Genomic DNA, 17847 nt, shown 5'->3' on the forward strand with positions numbered 1-17847 from the left:
TTGGGTGATAAGCATGCTCAGAAACGGTTAAAGCTGACGAACTCGCCAACCGGCTTACGGTAGCCGCGCGGACGGAAGCTCGAGCTGTCTTCTTTGCCGATCGCTATCAGCATCACCGGCACGTAATTGTCCGGAACGTTCAGCAGGCGGCGCATGGCGTCGGGATCAAACCCGATCATCGGGCATGTATCCCAGCCGCGGTCCTTCGCGATGAGCATCATCTGCATGGCCGACAGGCTGGCGCTGCGAATCGCCTCATCCCGCATAAACGCTTCGCCCCGGCTTTCATAGAACCTGATCGTATCCGACACGAGCATGTCGTACTCCTGCTTGCTGAGAACGCCCAAATTCAGCAGGCCTTCATTCATCATCCCGACATCCTTATGGGCATCCAATTTTCCCAGCACCAGGATCACCGCGGAGGCAGTTCGGACTTTATATTGCTTGGCCGCAGCCTCATACACTTGCTCCTTCAATTCGGGATCCTTCACCACCACATAATGGGTATGCTGCAAGTTAAACGCCGAAGGAGCGAATTTCGTAAGATTAAAGATTTCTTCCAGTTCCTTGTCTTGGATTTCCACGCCCGGGATAAATTTATTCACCGACCGGCGGGTTTTGATAATCGTAGTAAAATCATGCTCATTCGAACTCATCCCTAATTTCCTCCTAAATAAAACCCTAAGTTACGTTTGCGATCTCATTTGATGGCTCATAGCAGAGCATCGAGGGAGTAATCTCCGGCCCCGGACAACATCAAGCCAACCAAAACGGCAATCAGCAGCAAATTGTATTCAAAGCCGCCTGATGTCGACCAATACCCGTTCTTCCCATGAACGGAAACGATCGCCACGATCATCGTAAGAATCAGCAGTGCCACGCCCACGTGCGTAAACAAGCCAGTTGCCACCAACAAGCCGCCGCCAAACTCAGCGAGACCTGCTAGCACAGCCATCAGCACCCCAGGCTTCATCCCGATGGATTCAAACCAACCGCCGGTTCCTCTAGGACCGTGACCGCCAAACCAACCAAACAGCTTTTGCGCGCCATGCCCCATCATCGTTAATCCCAACACCAAACGAATAATTAATAATGCCAATTCCAGATTCATGTTATATAACTCCTTGCTTTTTATTTTTTTTGAGTGCGTACCTTTACGCACGAATCGCATACCTCTAAGCATTAAGAATCTTTATATTAAGATATTTGGCCTGAAAAGACGTCCTCTGACGCCCTTTCCCGCCGCCTATCGGAGCTTCGTCATGAAATCAATTCCTTTGCTAGCGATGATTCTAGGTCCTCCGGCTGCCCCTTGCCCCCTTGCCGCTACTTAAAGCCAGCCTGCGCCGATTTCCCAAGCTTCTTCAGCAGCATTCCCGCGATCTGCTTCTCTTCCGAGGAAAGACCGCTGACGGCCTCCTCGATGATATCGGTAATCCGCGGGAATACCTCTTCGATGAACTCGCATCCCTGCTCGGTGAGTTCTGCGTAAACTAACCGCCGGTCTTCCGCGCAATCCTGACGGGTGACGTACCCCTTCTTCTCCAGCTTATCCACGACATACGTAATGTTGCCGCTACTCATCAACACTTTAGAGCCAATTTGCTGAATCGGCTGTCTGCCTCTATGGTACAGCAAGTCTAATACGCTAAACTCAGTCCGGGTTAATCCGTATTTCCGAATCTCCTTATCTGCATGCGCATGTACCCACTCGTTGGCTCGGGACAAGACGATAAACAAATGCAACGCCTCACGCTTTGATGGATCCATCTATGAGTTCACCTCCCTGCCGTGATCTGACTATGACAACTATTGTATAAGGTAACCTCAAGCTTCTTCAACAATTCTTAATTTGTGATATCTTGATATTAAGATATATGATATCGAGATAACTGTCAACCTATTTGTGCAAAAAAAATATCCCCCGCAGATATCTCTCGGGGGCTAATGAAGGATAGATACGTCTTTTTTCGCTTGCGAATGCTACTTTCTGCCGCGCGCCGACGCGCTGGTTCGCACGTTCGTCAGCACGTTAACCGCAAACAAGATCACGCTGAATACGACCAGTGTTCCGCCGATCGCAGCCAAAGGCTCCAGCTGATCGGAACCATTCAGCACCAGAGATAAGCTGATCATCATGACCGGAAGTCCGATGGAGTACGTCCAAAACTGGATTTTGCTCAGCACGCTTTCCCCTGCTCCTGGAAACAACACATAAATGACACCAGCCAACGCGAAGGACGCCCACCCCAGCAAATTCACGTGAGCATGAACGCCCGATAAAGTATAGTCATGCTGCATGGACATGTACATGCCTAGCAATACACCGATGACAAAATAAACGACCGACACCTTAATATACGTGATCCCCAAACCGTCGCCTCCCCCAACTGGAACAAGTGATCCTTACATGTTCAAAATATGTCACAATTAAGGGGAATATTCGGACGTTGACTAATGCCATTCCTCCGGCAACAGCCGGGCGTAATGCGGTTGAAGATATCGGTCGTCGATCAGGGCCAATCGGCCATAATCCGTCTCCGAGCGAATCAGGCGCCCGCCGGCCTGCAGCACCTTATTTATGCCGGGATACACATAAGCATAATCGAAGCCATCTCGTCCGGTCGCCTGAAAGTAGTCGCGAATCAAGTTGCGTGCCGGACCGATTTGCGGCAAGCCAACACCGACAATCGCCACGCCTGTCAACCGGTCGCCGACTAGATCGATGCCCTCCGAGAACAATCCGCCCATGACGGCAAACGCGATAAAGGTCCGACCTGGTTCAGGGTTCGGGACAAACGCAGCCAAAAACTGCTCCCGCTCCTCCTCCTTCATCCCCGCCTGCTGAAGCAACAGCTCCGTCCCATCCTCCTTGGCAGCGGCAAAGTCCTCATAGATCATGTTCATATAAGCGTAAGAAGGGAAGAAAAACAAATAATTCCCCGGCCGTCCGCGGGTTACCTCCTGCAGCGCACGAACAAGCGGGCCTCGCGTCTGTTCCCGGTCCTGATATCTGGTGGACAGCGGCACCACAACCACTTCCAGCTGATCCCGAGAAAAGGGGGACGGCAGCGTGATCGAATAATCGTCCGGCCCGGCGCCCAACATGTCGCGGTAATACCCCATCGGTGATAAGGTCGCTGAAAAAAAGATCCGCGAGCGAAACCCTTTGCTCATTTCCTGCAGTAAATGAGAAGGATCCAGACAAAACAGCTTCACCCGCACGTCCTCCCTGGTGATCTCGGCATAGGTGACGAACCGTTCATCGTACAGCTTGCCCATTCGGCTGAAATGCAAAGCGTCAAAATAAGCCTGAAGCAGCAGCTCCCGCGTCTCGGCTTCCGAACTGCCTGGAGCATTCGCCTGCCCGGCGGCGGAGGGATCAATCGCCAGCTCCCGTTCGGCAGCCTTGGCAAAAGCTTCCACCCGCTGCAGCAGCAGCTCTGGCGCGGCCCGATCAACCCAAAACGACCCTTCCGCCTGCTTCCGCAGCTCGATGAACCCGGCGTTTACCGCCTTAGCCGCCTTCGCGACGGAGGGACTCTTCGCTTTATAGGCCCGTTGCAGCGTTAAGAAGCTGGATTTCAGCAGCTCAGCGGAATACATCTCCCGGGCCCGGTCGACCAGATTATGCGCCTCGTCGATCAGTAATGCAGTTTCTTTCTTCTGTTCAGCAAACATGCGCTGCAAAGACACTTTGGGATCAAACACATAATTGTAATCACAGATCGTCACATCGGCGGCATAGGAGAGGTCCAGCGAAAATTCAAACGGGCACACCCGGTGCTTCCGGGCGTATGCCTCAATGACCGGTCGGACAAGCTGGGTCTCGTTCGCCAGAATATCCTGAATCGCCCCATTGATCCGATCGTAATAGCCATCGGCATAGATACAGTCTTCCTTGGTACAGCGAACCTCTTCACGGAAGCAGATTTTCTCCTTCGCGGTCAGCGTGACCACCCAAGCTTGCAGCCCCTGGGCTTCCATCAACGCAAAGGCATTCTCTGCCGCAGTCCGGGTAATCGTCTTGGCAGTAAGGTAATACAGCTGATTCAGCTTGCCTTCCCCCATCGCCTTCAACGCCGGAAACGTGGTGGAGATCGTCTTGCCAATGCCGGTTGGCGCCTGGGCAAACAAACCGACAGCTTCCTCGATCGTCTTGTATACCGCGCCCGCCAGCTTCCGTTGCCCGGCCCGATATCCCGGAAACGGAAACGCCAGCTCTGCGATGCTCCGGTTCCGCTCGCGCCGATGATGGCGAAGCAGCCGGGCATACGGGGCATATTGCTGAACGACGTCATACATAAACGTCTCCAGCTCGTCGATCCCGGCGCGCGTCCGAAACTGCTTCCGCTCTCCCGTATCCAGCTGGACATACGTCAGCTGAATCCCCATCTCGCTCAGTCCGTTGGCTTTGGCGTACATGTACGCATAGCATTTCGCCTGAGCCCAATGCACGGGATAGGTATCCTCGTCGATGGCCGCCAGATCCCCGGCCGTCGATTTGATCTCGTCCACGGTTAAGCTTCCATCCTCACCGACCAGCAGCCCATCGCAACGCCCGTCCACGACAAAGAGGAGATCCCCGCAGGGAATCTCCGCCTTGACATACACTTCCTTCTGATCTCCTTCGCCGTACTGCTTCTGTATCTGCTGATGCGCCTTCGTGCCTTCCGTCAGCGAAACGGCGGCGCGAAAGCCGCCTTCCAAGCTGCCGCTGCGGAATACATGCTCCACTAGAGGGCGCACCGCGATCGTAATTGTGGACTCTTTTGCCATAAATCTATGTGTCACCCGCCGATATCCCTAGGGAACATTTGTTCCACTAGTATATCACGAACTGACGAGGCTCGCTATGCAAAGCGGTTTGCCCAAGACTCTGACGAGAGCTATTGACGTACGTGCAACGCCCGGAACTCGTCCTCTAGAATGCTCATCAGAATCGAATCATGGTACTTGTGATCGTAGAACAACGCTTCTCGCTGCACACCCTCTCGCTTGAACCCCAGCTTCTCATAGACGTGCATCGCCCGGGCATTGTAGTCGAACACATTCAGCTCAATCCGGTGAAGATTCAGTACGCCAAAGCCGTAATCCAGCATCAGCTTCATGGCTTCGCTGCCGTAACCCTTCCCGGTATCCGACGTCTGGTTAATCGCAATGCGAATGTTGCAGCAGCGGTTGCTCGGATCGATATCCTGCAGCGCAATGTCCCCGATAGGCCGGTCATCGTCCCGTCGTACAATCGCCAGCAGTACGGTGAAATCGTCCTGACTTTTCCGCTCCAGATAGGAGGCGATAAAATCCTTCGTGAAGTGACGTTTCGTCCCCGTCCATTTTCTCACTTCCGGCTCATGCAAATTCAAATAATACCACTCCGCATCCTCCACGTTCATCGGGCGGAGATATACTTTTTCACCCATTAGAAAACCCGCGTTACTCATCGTTATGTTCCCCTTTTTCATCTCTTGGCTTATTCTCTCTTACTGCACATGTTCATCTTGCTGCGTTGTTCTTTTCGCATCTTAACACGGTACTGTATACTGAAAAATATACAAATCGAGAAAAAATCAAAGGACAGTTTGCCATCGAAGGAAGGGGATCCACGAGTGTATATCATACCGCACCAAAATGACGGACAAACTGGGAAGGCCGGGCGTTCCTACCGGTACGTCGAAATTTATGAGTCGTTCAAACGGGACATCATCGCCGGTTCGCTTCAAGAAGAGCAACGTTTGCCTTCGATCCGCAAGCTGGCGGAGTTCCTCGGCATCAGCACTACGCCCGTCGAGCTGGCCTACCAGCAGTTGATCGCCGAAGGGTTTATCGAGAGTCGGCCGAAACGGGGATACTTCGTTGTCAAACTGCCGGAGCCCTATAAGGCACTTGAGCTGGGACACGAGAAGCCGGAAGGCCGGGACCGGGTGTCGTCGAAGTCCGCTGCAGCTGCTGCTATGCCTCAAACGAAGCCTGCACCAAACGAGAAGAAGGCGGGATTCCCACGATACGATTTTCACCTGTCTAAGAACGATTTCAGCTTGTTTCCTTTTGCCCTATGGAAAAGACTACATAACCAGCTCTTACGCCCGGAATATGCAGACCTGCTGTTCTACGGAGACGCTCAGGGGGACCCGGGATTACGACGTGCCATCGCCGGATATTTAGGCCGGTTCCGCGGAGTGAAAGCCTCACCGGACCAGATCGTTATTGGGGCGGAACAACATCTGCTGCTTCTGCTGCTAGGGCAAATGCTGAAGGGGGAGATCGATTCCATTGCCGTCGAGGAGCCCGGATACCGGATCGTTCCCGCTACGCTGGCCGCCCTGGACTTCACGGTCCATCCGATCCGCCTTGACGAGCACGGGCTGCGCCCCGATTTGTTGCGGGCCAGTGGAGCCCGGATCGCCAGCGTGTCTCCGTCCCACCAGTTTCCGACGGGTCTCGTCATGCCATTATCCCGCCGACTGGAGCTGCTGGAATGGGCTAAGGCGGTGGACGGCTACCTGATCGAAGACGATTACGGAGGCGAGTTCCGCTATCAAGGCAAACCGGTGCCGGCGTTGCAAGGACTGGTCCCCAACGACCGCGTCATCTATCTCGGCGGCTTCTCCCAGGTGTTAGCCCCGGATATCTGCATCCATTATCTCGTGTTGCCCGAGCATCTGGTGCCCCGGTTCCACGCCTTGCGGCGGCATATTCTGTTTGAAGCGTCTGCGTCGGGGATACATCAGCGAACGCTGGAGCGGTTTATTCAGGAAGGACACTTCGAACGGCATATCCGGCGAATGCGGAATCTATATCGCAAAAAAAATCGGCAGCTCGTCGCCTCCCTCACATCACATTTCGGGAAACAAGCTGCCGTTACCGGTGATAGCGCCGGGATGCATGTGATTCTAAACGTCAAATCCCGCCTGCCGGAAGCACAGCTGCTGCAGCTGGCTGGACAAGCCGGCGTACGGATCGCCTCTGCCGCCTTCTATTGGGAGGCACCGCCGGAAACGGAGCTCAAATCGTTTATGCTCGGATTCGGCGGCATCCCGTTCGATCGGATCGATGAAGGCGTGGCTCGACTCCAGGAGGCCTGGTCGACCTGGCTTCAGGAACTTCCGCATACAGATCATTGATCGACCCGGATGTTGTAATCCTTCTTCAAATATTGGTGGATTCGGCGGAAATCCGCCGCGGTCAGCTCGCTTAACCGCTTGTGCCCCTTCTTCCATTCCCGCGCGAGCAGGATGCCCATGGTTTCCGCGGCCAAAGCAGTGGTGGGGATGATACGGGCGCTGCCGTAGGCTTTGATTTCCGCACCAATATTTTTACCAGCTACCAGGACGTTGTCGTAGTTCTTCAGCTCAAAGGAACGCAGAGGAATCCCGTAGCGGTCCGGCTTTCCGAAACCAATCCCCTTCTTCAACGCGCGAGTTGCCTGTAAATCGACGGGATATCCTCCAAGCGTCACGTTATCCCAGAACATCCGGCTCGACATCACGTCTTTATAGGTCAGCACGTATTCCGTTTCATAACGGTTATAGTCGCGAATGTACAAATAATCGGGATATCCATTGAGCTGCGCTTTGCTGAACCCGGGAATATGTTCACGTAAAAATTTGGCGATATACGGGGCTTCGGCCTTGCCCTTAGCCACGGCAGAGCGGACCGATTTCGGATCGGCCGGATCGACATCGTAAATCAGCAAGCCATTAACGATCACTTCACCGTCTTTCTGATAGGTGGCATTTAATCCTCTCAGTAGTAGCTGGGAGTCCCGCGGCTTATACTGGTAGGTTATGTTGCTGAAGCCAGTGGCGAAATCCCAATCAACATATGTATTGGGGCCGTATTTCTTGACGACATTCGTCAGCGGATAATCCTCTAGCACCGCTTGATGCAGCTTGCCCCAGTTAACTCCCTTGAACCAAAGCATATAGGTAGCGGCCATATAATCCGGCTTCTTGCCGTTGTACAAGCTTTCCATCCCCGGGATTCGTTTGTTGCCAAGATGGACGGTGAGTGCGTTAAAGTCGGTATTTTCCACAAAGTATCCCGCCTGTACTTGATACAATTTGCCGTCTTTGGCCAGGTAGGTGATTGATTTCAGCGTCTTCCCTTGATTTGATTTGCCGGTTCCATTAATCTCCACGCTGTCAATGACGATGCCGCTTCGCATCGGAATCCCTCGGATCATCTTACGGTAATAGTTTTCAAAAGCAGACAATTTACGAATTGTCCCGGCATTGTAGCCGTCGTACAAGGATTTCATTTCGCCTTGCACCAAGCTGCGCTTACGATTGTCGTTGGGTTCGTCCAGCACCAGCATCTGTCCTTGGATCAGCTCCCCGCCCGGCTTCTCGCGAGGATCGAGGATCAGTACGCTTAGCCCGGCATCATGCGCCCGCTTTGCCAAGAGCACACCTTCAATTTCACTGCCAATCATAACAATGTCATAACGTTGACAACCCGGACCGCAGGATACGGGGGATGCGGTTGAAGCGGACGCTGCGATCACCGGAGTTGAAGCGCCCACCGTTTCGAGCAGCAGCAGTATGCACAGGAGTGCCAATGCACAACGTTTTGTTAAAGTTTGTTGGTTATTGGGATAAGTATGCATAAATTCAGGATCGCTCCTCTATATGGGATTTAATGACATGTTATCTCCCGAAGAGGTGTCGTATCCAGTAAATTTTTGTTATATTATGCTGTTATCTGTTATTTTATGCCATGTAACAAACGAGATAAGCTCTGCAGCTTGGAGGGATCAAGGGGAGCCAGTCCGTTCCCGTTGATTCGAACCGCAGAGCCGCAGTGTACTTCGCTCACGCCTGTGTCGGCAATGACTTGGGAGACCGTCTCCAGGGTTAAGCCGTGTCCAGCTAAAATGCGCAACGAGCTGCCGCGTGCCATCTCCACCAGCTCCCGAATCTCGGAAACCGCCTGCGGCGCCGGGCGCGGTCCGCCCGAGGTCAGCACCCGGTTCACCTGCGGGTACTGCATGAGTGTGCGCAAACCGGACGGCAGATCGGCCAACTCGTCAAACGCCCGGTGAAACGTAACGTTCAGCCCCCCCGACAACTTTAAGATCCGCTCCAGCGCCCCCTCATCAATTTGCCGATCGGCGGTCAGCGCGCCAAAGACGATCCCCGCCGCCCCCGTTTCGGCGATCGCTCGCACTTCGGCTTCCATCGTCAATAAATCGGCTTCCCCATATACAAAAGATCGGCTATGCGGGCGCACCATCACATGAACGGGAATAGACACCGCCTTCACCACTTGTTGAACCATGCCAATCCCTGGGGTGAGTCCCCCTTCCGTCATCGCTGTAATCAGCTCCAGCCGATCCGCTCCATTTGCCTCCGCCACGACGGCGTCCTCTACACAGGTTGCGATAACCTCTAGCAGCATCAGATAACCTCCTTCACTCGAGGATAACAATTGTACCCCTATGTTAGCGGGTCTCGTTCAAAATAACAAACCATTAGCCGAGCCCGCAGCTTAAGCGGCTTGTTTGCCAAAGCGCTGGAGCCGGATGAACGTTTCGTACGACTCCCTCTGTCGAGAGAGGTGCTCCAGAGCGGACCGCATGCGGTAGCGAGCTTGCTGGAGGACGTGATCCGAAGACATCTCTAGTGGAGGATGTGCGAGGCGGCCACCCGCTTGTCGCAAGCGTGTTGCACCACCTTGACACGAAACGCATTCACGAAATGCAAAAGTACAGTTCATTTGCACCAAAACCGGTCATATTTGAAGCTTCAAATGTAAAAGTGCAGTTCATGAGCCGGCAATCGGCTGGATTCTACTCTAATCACTCCTTTTCAACTGTACTTTTGCAGTTAATCACCCAAAAATACGCAATCTGCTTGATTTTAGATGTACTTTTACAGTTAACTGGTTCCCCGCTAGGTACAGCAAGCTGCCTCCAGCAACCTAAAAAGGACTTGGAGTTATTCTCCAAGTCCTTTCCCTTTGCCATTATCCCGCTCGCTCAGCTTAGTTCAGCTTATTTTAGCTCAGCCCAGCTCTGTTCAGCTCTGCTCTTCACAGTCCCACTCAGCCTAATTCTGCTCAACTCAGTTCAGCTCAGCTCGACTGCTTCAATTGCTTGCTGCGCAGCTGCCCGCAGGCCGCATCGATGTCGGCCCCGTGCTCCAGCCGGACGCTGACGCTAAGGCCTCGTTTTTTGAGCGTATCGTAGAAGGCCAGCACGGATGGCTGTTCACTCCGCTGATACTGGCTGTGCTCATCCACCGGATTATACGGGATCAGGTTGACGTTCACGAACCGGTCTCCCAGCAGATCCGCCAATTCCTGTGCATGTTCCGTTCCGTCGTTCACGCCTTTGAGCAAAATATACTCGATCGTCAGCCGCCGGTTCGTCCGCTCCAGGTAATAATCAATGGCCGCCATCAGCTTCTCAATCGGAATCGCTTTATTGATCTTCATGATCCGTGTGCGCAGCTCATTGTTAGGCGCATGCAGCGATACAGCCAAATTCACTTGCAGATCAGAATCGGCAAACTCGATGATTTTGTCCGCCAGACCGCTGGTCGACACCGTAATGTGGCGCGGACCAATCGCAAGTCCTTTCGGGTCCTGGATCACTCGCAGGAAGTCAGCCATATTGTCATAGTTATCAAAAGGCTCCCCGATCCCCATCACCACGATGTGGGATACGCGCTCGCCTTTACCCTGCCGGTCCAAATGCATTTGCACCTTCATGACCTGCTCCACGATTTCTCCGCTCGTCAGGTCCCGACTCTTCTTCAACAGCCCGCTGGCGCAGAAGCTGCAGCCGATATTACAACCGACCTGGGTCGTCACGCAAACCGACAGGCCAAATTTATGGCGCATAAGCACCGTCTCAATCAAATTGCCGTCCTGCAAACGGAACAGGAACTTGATCGTTCCATCCATCGACTCTTGGCGGACATGCTCCTCCAAGGTTTCGATCACAAACTGTTCTTTCAGCAAGGCGAGGCATTCGGGATGAACGCCTTCCATCGCATCAAACGCAGTGACCCGTTTGCGGTACAAGCCTTCCCACACCATCTCGGCCCGGCCTCGTTTATGTCCACGGTCCAGCAGCCAAGCGGCCAGCTGATCCTTCGTCATACCATAAATCGATTGTTTATTCATCCATATCCTCTTTCTAAAGGAACTTAAGTCATTTTTTAATTATACCTAATCCGACATCCCGAATGCCACAGGTAAAAAAACGAATCCCATCCCCCACGTCCATTTACACAGATACCTATCCCCTTTAAACGAACGTTAACATTCGCCCTCTAAAGTGAAGGTATACTCGCTTAGGATACTCGGATGTTCTACGAAGTTATATTCCCTAGCGGTCCGCGGTCCGGCCCGCATACTGGACTAAGGTCGGAATGAAATCACGCCGGACGCCCGGTTTGATTCTTCCATGCTTCCTATATACTGGAACTCGGAATGAATCGACGGAAAGAACCGTGAATTTTCGATTTCGGTGGAAAGGCGGCAGCGATCATGAAGCATAACATGCATATCGTCATCCTAACCGCCGGATACGGCAACGGCCATATCCAGGTAGCGCGGACGCTGGAACAATCCCTGCTCCGTTCGGGTGTCCGTTCGGTCCATGTGATGGACCTGTACCGTGAAGCCCATCCGGGACTGAATTCCATTTCCCGGCATCTTTACTTATACAGTCCGTGGTTCTCCGCTTACGGCTTAGATTATTACGGTTGGAGCTATTACGCTACGAAGGATCTCCAGAAGACAAGCGCGATAGCGAAATGGGGAAACCAGTTCGGTATGAAAAAACTCATCGCCCTGCTCCAAAAACAGCGGCCTGACGCAATCATCAACACCTTCCCCTTCGGCGGCATCACGGAACACTTGCGAAAACACGGCATTCAGGTGCCGGTCTTTACCGTAGTGACCGACTTCAGCTTGCACAACCGCTGGTTGTTCACGCAGCCGGATCGTTACTATGTGGCGACCGCAGATTTGAAGCGGGAGATGATGGAACGCGGCGTGCCGGCAGAGGCCATTGTGGTCAGCGGGATCCCCGTGCGGGAGCCGTTTTATGATCCGGGGCGCCCCCCATATCCGCTGGCGCAGAGCCAAACAAGGCGATCCTTGGAGAGAACCCGCTCGATTCTGGTCATGATGGGGGCGCATATTCCTTTGCCCGATGCCCAGCGGATCATCGCCAAGCTGTTGGCGCTGCCGGATGTGCGCGTGGACCTCGTCTGCGGAGGCAACGAGAAGCTGCGGCGTCGCCTGGAACGACGTTTCGCCGGTCACGAACGGCTCCGTCTATTCGGTTATGTCGAGGCGATCCACGACCGCATGCGAGAAGCCGACTGTATCGTGACGAAGGCCGGTGGGATCACGTTGTCGGAAGCGATCCAGATTCGCACGCCGATCGTGGTTTACAAGCCGTTCTCCGGCCAGGAGCGGGAAAACGCAAGGTACCTGGAGCGCAAAGGCGCAGCCGTAGTAGCCTCCTCGCCGCGAGCCTTGGCGGAGCAGGTGCAAGAGCTGCTTGATTCTGAGGTCCGCAGGGCCCGAATGCTCCAGCAGTACGACGAATTAGCCGCGGGTTGCGCCACCGAGACGATCGTCCGGGATGTGCTGCGCCTGGCAGACCGTCTGCCGGCGTTGGCGGATAGCCGATGATTCAGCGGGCCGCATCGTTGACGATGAAATGAAGGGCGAATAAGAAGCAAGGGGTCTGACTCATATGAAAAGTACTCGACGATCGATATCCAGCAATCATCTTACACCAGCATTTCTGCACTGTGCGGCCATATTGTTTTTCACAGAAATCGCCCGCAGCGCCTTTCTCATCTCGTTCCTGCCCGCCTATGCCAAAGAGCGCCAGATTACGCTGGCGGCGGTCGGTCTAGCGATCTCGGTCCACTATTTGGCCGACACGCTGATTAAAGTCCTCGCAGGATACGTGCTGGATCGGTTCCCCGCCCGGGTGATCTTAAACATTTTCCTGCTGCTCGGACTGCTGGGCCTGTTCGTCTCTTACGGGGTTCATGCTCCTTGGGCGATTGTCCTTGGGGCAGGCCTGATCGGGATTGGGGTCTCCCCCGTTTGGCTGCTCTGTCTCTCCGAGATTCAGGAGGATCGCCGCGGCTCTCAGATGGGATCGATTTATACGATTTGGCTCATCTCGCTGGGGCTTGGCCCCATTGGCGTCAATTTTCTGATCGACCGCAGCTATACGTTATCGTTCTGGCTATTGGCCGGATGCTGGGCTGCGGGGTGGCTGCTAGCCGCCTTCAAACGGATGGATTTATCGTCCCGGCGCTTGCTGGAGCGCACGGTTTCGTTGAAACAGCAAATACGTGAAATCGGGAGCAAGCTTGTTCAGATGAAGCCGCTGGTCCCCGGCATGATTGTGCAAACGCTGGCCGCCGGGCTGCTGGTGCCCGTCCTGCCGAGCTTTGCCTCCGAGTATTTGGCGCTGGATTATTCGAACTATTCCATCATGTTGATGGCTGGAGGCTGTATGACCGTCCTGCTGCTCGTTCCGATGGGCCGGCTCGCCGACAAATGGGGGTATAAATGGCTGTTGATCGCCGGTTTTGGCGTCTTGGCCGCCTGCCTTGGATTGCTGATCTACTCCCGCCAGATCTTCAGCACGATGCTGCTCGCCGTCTGTCTGGGTGCAGCATATGCCGCCGTGCTCCCGGCATGGAACGCCATCCTGTCCCACTACGTTCCTGCGGAGCAAAAAGCGACCGGCTGGGGGGTTCTCTCCGGCATCGAAGGGATCGGGGTTATCCTCGGCCCGATTCTAGGCGGCTGGATGGCAGAAAGCTTCGACGTCACAGTAACCGTTGGGATCAGCTCCCTGTTGTTGTTTGGCATCATGTTGTTTTATTGGATTCGTCCTGTGCGACAGCATCAACGGGAACAATACCGCCAGCGTAGTTGAGTTGCAGTTTGGGTTTATCTTGGTCATGGATTGGAGGGGTTGGAATGAGACATCGCTATTATCTTCGGTTGCGCGAGTACGATAACCGGCTGTTTCTGTGGTGCAACCATTCGCTAAGTCATCCGTGGCTGGATCGGATCCTGAAAGGACTTACCCATCTGGGCAGCGCTGTGTTTACGATTACTCTAACCCTTTCTGTGGTCCTCTTCACCACAGGGGTATGGCAAAGGGCTGGATGGCACAGCCTGATCGCCCTATCCGTGAGCCATCTGCTGGCGGTTGTGATTAAGAAGCGATTCCAACGCACGCGCCCTTACGAAGCGTTGCAAAATGCGCGGATCTCCATCCACCCGCTCAAGGATTACTCGTTCCCATCCGGGCACACCACGGCCGCCTTCTCAACGTTTATCCCGCTTCTTTACGCGGCGCCGGGTCTGGCTCAACTGCTTCTGCCGCTGGCTTGTATCGTTGGCCTGTCGCGAATTTATCTAGGCGTTCACTACCCCTCCGATGTGCTGGCGGGCGGGTTACTGGGAGCCGCAACAGCCCTTCTCGTTGTTTTAAGCGCTGGCCTGGTCTAGCACGTTATGACTTCATACAGAAAGAGAGGACATTCCATGCAAGTAAAAAAGATCATGAAGCATTCCGTCCAAAAGGTTTGGATGGGCTGGGAGCGGGTGTTTGAGCTGTTTAGTCGACTGCGCTCCAAATACGCCGGAGAGTTCGGCATCTGCAAAATGTTTGTCACCCAGTATCGCGGCAAAAGCATGCAATGCGAGGATGGGACGTGGATTCAAGACGGAGATTGGATTGGAGAGTTACATCTGGATAATCGCCAGATCCTCGCTATGCTGCAATCCAATGAGGCGAACCGAGTCGCCTTAAAGATCGCCCGGCTGACAAGAAAAGCGATGACGCAAATCTGCGCCGAAATGCAAAGCAACCCGCAGCTTAGTCAAGTGAAGGCGCTGCAAGGCATTACGCTCCTGCATCGGGGCATCACGCATGGGTTAGGCTTCGAAACGCATCATGTTGAACACGGGGCATTTCGGACATTAACGACCACCTATCTGCGTTTGCTGCTCACCGTCTTTCATCCAAGCCATCGCAAACGGATCACCGGCCATGCGGACAAGCTGATTCCGGTCAAGCTGGTCATGAGCCGCGCGTCGCTGTTCCGGCAATTTGGGCCATTAGAGATGGAGACGGCGATGTAAGGCGCAGCAGAGAGTTACGTTATTTTGAGGCTAGTCGATGAAACCCGCCAGTCCATGCTCGGTTAAATAATCCATCTCCAAGTCAAGGATCGTTTCCACGGTTAATTCGTCGAGCTTCACATCGTTTCGGCTTAGGACATAATCCACCAGTTCATCGCCGTCAATCTCGACCTCGCCATCGGCGTTTTGCGCTGCCTGATTGATATAATCAGCTTCGTGCTTTAACACCAATCGCACGTGGTCCACACTCGTCTTCGCACGCTCTGCAATAAACTCGACCATTTCCTGTTCATTCATTTGATCGCTCACCTTAGGTTCACTCCTGCTAGGTTAGTTTGATTTCGCCTCTAGTCTTTCTCGTAGATATAAATTTTAGTCCGGTACAAATCCCGGCAGGTGACGATCTTCCTCGGCTGCCAACCCGGCAGGGCAAAGCATATGCTGATCACCCGCGCACCCGGGAGCAGCTTCTCGCGAAGCAGAGGGTCCAGCCGACGCATGGCTCCAGGATACAAATAACAGATTACCGTACCTGCAGTTTCGTAAGGAAACGCATATAAATCTCCCCGTAAAAATTGCACCTGAGAATGCGCACTCCACCGCAAGCTCAACCGGGAAAATAACCACGGAATCAACGAATTCTCAACTCCGATGATTCGCCAATGCGGATAAGCCTTCGCTAGCGCCAAGGCCAGCGTTCCCCATCCGGCTCCCGCCTCAATGATAGGGTTAACGGTGGCCATTGGAGCCTCTCCAGCGAGGGCAGCGGCCCGCTCCAGTTGTTTCATTTCCGTGATGACCGCCTGCCTCACGGGAGCGGAAGTGGGCATCGGCGAAATGCCATTTCGCCAGCTCCGATAAACGATCGCTACAACCACTAGCAGCAGAAGTAGTAGGAATATAGCGGTCAGGATCGTGTAGACGGAAGCTGGCATAGGGACATCTCCTTCAACGTTTGTGTTCAACTGCTTGCATTGTACCAGAAAACGCCAACTTTAGGACGATCCCTTGACCACTTTCCAATTCCCATCACAAGAGGCGTGAATCGTTCCGTGCCGTTGAATGTACTCCGCCACTAGCTCTGCCATGTCAGTCTGGATCTCGCGAACCACCGGCTTGCCCCGGTACATCTCATAATCGCCGCCCCCGCCAGCGCGGTAATTGTTCATCACGACGTCAACTTCAGCGTCGTCCTGCAGCGGCGCTCCGTTACGGGTCAGCTTCACGACCCGTTGCCCTACGGGCTGGGCGATATCAAGCTCGTACTCAATCCCCTCCCACATGTCGTAGTTGTAGTGCTGAGCCTTCGGCTGGATATACACCGGATTTACCGTAATTTCACCATCCGTGTCCAAAACGAAATAATTCGCTGTCTGCTCCAGCGCCTTCCGGATATCCTTCCCTGTTAAGCGGAGGACGGTCAGTGTGTTCGGGTACATGAAGTTCGTCAACACATCTCGCAGCGTGATGCTTCCGGCAAACCCTTTGGATGCCTCGCTCAGCAACGCGGCATTGGACACGTCAACTCCAGCAGCCTCCATCTGCACCCGATTCACGAACTCCATAAACGGATGATCCGCCAAGCGACAGGCGAGCGGGTTTTCGATCGTCATATCGCCCTCCACCCGGCCGATCGGCTGGTCAAGCCAAGCCTGTGTAGCCGATTCCAGCGGCCGTATGAGCTCCATCACCTTGGCATCCGCCTCCACGGCGGCATCGGGAACGAGCAGCTCGGCCGTTTTCTCGCGGATGCTCCAATGACCGTCAGTTCCGCGCTTGAAGCGAACGGTGATTTGGCCCAACGCTTGTCCGCCCGTTCCTGGCTGGATCACCGTGACTCCGCCGACCTCGCCCGTGAGCATGCGATGCTGATGGCCCGTGATCAAGACGTCGATGCCCGGCACCCCCAGGCACATGGCATAGCCTTGGTTTTCACCCGTTAACCGTTCCGTCGGTACGCCGGTCGCCAAATCCCGCTCGAACCCGCCGTGATAGCTGACCACCAGCAAATCCGGCTGCTCTATTTCTCGGATGCGGGGAACCCAGGTTTTCACCGTCTCAAGCGCATCCCGAAACGCCCAACCCTCGATATGCCGGGGATGCTCCCAATGCGGGATATAGTGAGTCGTAACACCCAAGATAGCGATCCGTACGCCTTCCGGGGTTGTTTTTACCACATAAGGCTTGCCAAACGCCGGCTCCCCCGACTCCTCAGCCAAAATCCCCGCCGACAGCCACGGAAAGCGGGCATCCTTCATCGCCTTACCCAGAAGTGCTTGCCCGTAATTAAACTCGTGGTTCCCCGGTACTGCGGCGTCATATTCCAATAGATTCATCACCGCGATGGACGGATGAACCCCGTGGGGGTGATTTTTGACGTGATAGGTGCACAGTGGTGTCCCCTGAATCGCATCTCCGTTATCAATCAGCAGCAAGTCGGGTGTATGCGTGCGTTCTCGTCGAATAAGCGTAGCCAGCTTGGCCAGCCCCAGCGAACGTTCCGCCGTCGAACGATAATCTGTTGGATAAATAAAGCCGTGGATGTCGCTGGTGACCAGGATTTTGCAGAGAACTTCCTCCTGTCCCGATGGGATCGCCCCGGTTCCACGTTCCATATGTTGCTCCATCACCTTCACCTCGGATTCCTATTTATTCCCCTCCTCATTCTAGCAACGAAGATCGCAAAGTTTGTAAACTCCTGAA

Annotated in this window: 18 protein-coding genes; 6 read left to right on the top strand and 12 right to left on the bottom strand. The window is 54.1% G+C overall.

All coding sequences use genetic code 11. The annotated features are described in order from the left end of the window. Positions 1-17 precede the first annotated feature (17 nt). From RW092_RS20110 to RW092_RS20135, 6 genes are all read right to left on the bottom strand, one after another. Entirely contained in the window at positions 18-656 is a 639-nt protein-coding gene (locus RW092_RS20110) for a nitroreductase family protein (RefSeq protein ID WP_316011092.1), read from the bottom strand. Positions 657-712: 56 nt separating this feature from the next. Next, positions 713-1111, bottom strand: coding sequence for a DoxX family protein (locus RW092_RS20115; protein WP_316011093.1), 399 nt, complete (start codon positions 1109-1111; stop codon positions 713-715). Between the two features lie 215 nt (positions 1112-1326). Next, positions 1327-1770, bottom strand: coding sequence for a MarR family winged helix-turn-helix transcriptional regulator (locus tag RW092_RS20120; protein ID WP_016314326.1), 444 nt, complete (start codon positions 1768-1770; stop codon positions 1327-1329). Positions 1771-1983: 213 nt separating this feature from the next. Further along, complete coding sequence (locus tag RW092_RS20125; protein WP_316011094.1) at positions 1984-2373, bottom strand: cytochrome-c oxidase; 390 nt, start codon at positions 2371-2373, stop codon at positions 1984-1986. Between the two features lie 81 nt (positions 2374-2454). After that, the gene (locus RW092_RS20130) at positions 2455-4779 is read right to left on the bottom strand and encodes an ATP-dependent DNA helicase (RefSeq protein WP_316011095.1); all 2325 of its coding nucleotides are present in this window, start codon (positions 4777-4779) and stop codon (positions 2455-2457) included. 110 nt (positions 4780-4889) lie between these two features. After that, positions 4890-5423, bottom strand: coding sequence for a GNAT family N-acetyltransferase (locus RW092_RS20135; RefSeq protein ID WP_316011096.1), 534 nt, complete (start codon positions 5421-5423; stop codon positions 4890-4892). Between the two features lie 186 nt (positions 5424-5609). Between RW092_RS20135 and pdxR the strand changes: the two genes are divergently transcribed. Continuing rightward, on the top strand, positions 5610-7124 hold the full coding sequence (pdxR, locus tag RW092_RS20140; RefSeq protein WP_244268365.1) for a MocR-like pyridoxine biosynthesis transcription factor PdxR: 1515 nt from the start codon (positions 5610-5612) through the stop codon (positions 7122-7124). Here the strand turns inward: pdxR and RW092_RS20145 are convergent. Beyond that, on the bottom strand, positions 7118-8608 hold the full coding sequence (locus RW092_RS20145; protein ID WP_316011097.1) for an FAD-dependent oxidoreductase: 1491 nt from the start codon (positions 8606-8608) through the stop codon (positions 7118-7120). The genes pdxR and RW092_RS20145 overlap by 7 nt on opposite strands. Positions 8609-8706: 98 nt before the next feature. Further along, the gene (locus RW092_RS20150) at positions 8707-9399 is read right to left on the bottom strand and encodes a copper homeostasis protein CutC (RefSeq protein ID WP_316011098.1); all 693 of its coding nucleotides are present in this window, start codon (positions 9397-9399) and stop codon (positions 8707-8709) included. Positions 9400-9498: 99 nt separating this feature from the next. Between RW092_RS20150 and RW092_RS20155 the strand changes: the two genes are divergently transcribed. Beyond that, the gene (locus RW092_RS20155) at positions 9499-9624 is read left to right on the top strand and encodes a hypothetical protein (RefSeq protein WP_316011099.1); all 126 of its coding nucleotides are present in this window, start codon (positions 9499-9501) and stop codon (positions 9622-9624) included. 450 nt (positions 9625-10074) lie between these two features. On the opposite strand, the gene rlmN is transcribed toward RW092_RS20155, so the two are convergent. After that, entirely contained in the window at positions 10075-11130 is a 1056-nt protein-coding gene (gene rlmN / locus RW092_RS20160; protein WP_028540355.1) for a dual-specificity RNA methyltransferase RlmN, read from the bottom strand. A gap of 366 nt (positions 11131-11496) precedes the next feature. On the opposite strand from rlmN, the gene RW092_RS20165 reads away from it, so the two are divergent. From RW092_RS20165 to RW092_RS20180, 4 genes are all read left to right on the top strand, one after another. Beyond that, positions 11497-12654, top strand: coding sequence for an MGDG synthase family glycosyltransferase (locus RW092_RS20165; protein WP_316011100.1), 1158 nt, complete (start codon positions 11497-11499; stop codon positions 12652-12654). A gap of 64 nt (positions 12655-12718) precedes the next feature. Next, positions 12719-13927, top strand: coding sequence for an MFS transporter (locus tag RW092_RS20170; RefSeq protein WP_316011101.1), 1209 nt, complete (start codon positions 12719-12721; stop codon positions 13925-13927). Between the two features lie 44 nt (positions 13928-13971). Continuing rightward, on the top strand, positions 13972-14508 hold the full coding sequence (locus RW092_RS20175) for a phosphatase PAP2 family protein (RefSeq protein WP_036701615.1): 537 nt from the start codon (positions 13972-13974) through the stop codon (positions 14506-14508). Between the two features lie 36 nt (positions 14509-14544). Further along, positions 14545-15144, top strand: coding sequence for a YkoP family protein (locus RW092_RS20180; protein ID WP_085169919.1), 600 nt, complete (start codon positions 14545-14547; stop codon positions 15142-15144). A 30-nt stretch (positions 15145-15174) separates the two neighbouring features. Here the strand turns inward: RW092_RS20180 and RW092_RS20185 are convergent, their stop codons facing one another. Genes RW092_RS20185 through RW092_RS20195 form a run of 3 tightly spaced genes read right to left on the bottom strand, consistent with a single transcriptional unit; the run spans position 15175 to position 17759 of the window. After that, positions 15175-15453: a hypothetical protein gene (locus tag RW092_RS20185; protein WP_016314339.1), complete on the bottom strand. Its 279-nt coding sequence runs from the start codon at positions 15451-15453 to the stop codon at positions 15175-15177. Between the two features lie 38 nt (positions 15454-15491). Then, positions 15492-16079 (bottom strand): class I SAM-dependent methyltransferase, encoded by a 588-nt coding sequence (locus tag RW092_RS20190; protein WP_085169918.1) that lies wholly within the window; start codon positions 16077-16079, stop codon positions 15492-15494. Between the two features lie 60 nt (positions 16080-16139). After that, positions 16140-17759: a bifunctional metallophosphatase/5'-nucleotidase gene (locus RW092_RS20195; protein WP_028540361.1), complete on the bottom strand. Its 1620-nt coding sequence runs from the start codon at positions 17757-17759 to the stop codon at positions 16140-16142. Positions 17760-17847: the final 88 nt, after the last annotated feature.

It is taken from the genome of Paenibacillus sp. 3LSP, from assembly GCF_032465655.1.
Taxonomy (GTDB): Bacteria; Bacillota; Bacilli; order Paenibacillales; family Paenibacillaceae; genus Fontibacillus; species Fontibacillus barengoltzii.

Excerpts from the sequence above, each read along its gene's own strand:
- RW092_RS20175 (WP_036701615.1), top strand. The coding sequence starts at position 13,972 with ATGAGACATCGCTATTATCTTCGGTTGCGCGAGTACGATAACCGGCTG.
- RW092_RS20130 (WP_316011095.1), bottom strand. The coding sequence starts at position 4,779 with ATGGCAAAAGAGTCCACAATTACGATCGCGGTGCGCCCTCTAGTGGAG.
- RW092_RS20165 (WP_316011100.1), top strand. The coding sequence starts at position 11,497 with ATGAAGCATAACATGCATATCGTCATCCTAACCGCCGGATACGGCAAC.
- RW092_RS20180 (WP_085169919.1), top strand. The coding sequence starts at position 14,545 with ATGCAAGTAAAAAAGATCATGAAGCATTCCGTCCAAAAGGTTTGGATG.
- RW092_RS20150 (WP_316011098.1), bottom strand. The coding sequence starts at position 9,399 with ATGCTGCTAGAGGTTATCGCAACCTGTGTAGAGGACGCCGTCGTGGCG.
- rlmN (WP_028540355.1), bottom strand. The coding sequence starts at position 11,130 with ATGAATAAACAATCGATTTATGGTATGACGAAGGATCAGCTGGCCGCT.
- RW092_RS20170 (WP_316011101.1), top strand. The coding sequence starts at position 12,719 with ATGAAAAGTACTCGACGATCGATATCCAGCAATCATCTTACACCAGCA.
- RW092_RS20195 (WP_028540361.1), bottom strand. The coding sequence starts at position 17,759 with ATGGAACGTGGAACCGGGGCGATCCCATCGGGACAGGAGGAAGTTCTC.
- RW092_RS20115 (WP_316011093.1), bottom strand. The coding sequence starts at position 1,111 with ATGAATCTGGAATTGGCATTATTAATTATTCGTTTGGTGTTGGGATTA.
- RW092_RS20110 (WP_316011092.1), bottom strand. The coding sequence starts at position 656 with ATGAGTTCGAATGAGCATGATTTTACTACGATTATCAAAACCCGCCGG.
- RW092_RS20190 (WP_085169918.1), bottom strand. The coding sequence starts at position 16,079 with ATGCCAGCTTCCGTCTACACGATCCTGACCGCTATATTCCTACTACTT.
- RW092_RS20135 (WP_316011096.1), bottom strand. The coding sequence starts at position 5,423 with ATGGGTGAAAAAGTATATCTCCGCCCGATGAACGTGGAGGATGCGGAG.
- RW092_RS20120 (WP_016314326.1), bottom strand. The coding sequence starts at position 1,770 with ATGGATCCATCAAAGCGTGAGGCGTTGCATTTGTTTATCGTCTTGTCC.
- RW092_RS20145 (WP_316011097.1), bottom strand. The coding sequence starts at position 8,608 with ATGCATACTTATCCCAATAACCAACAAACTTTAACAAAACGTTGTGCA.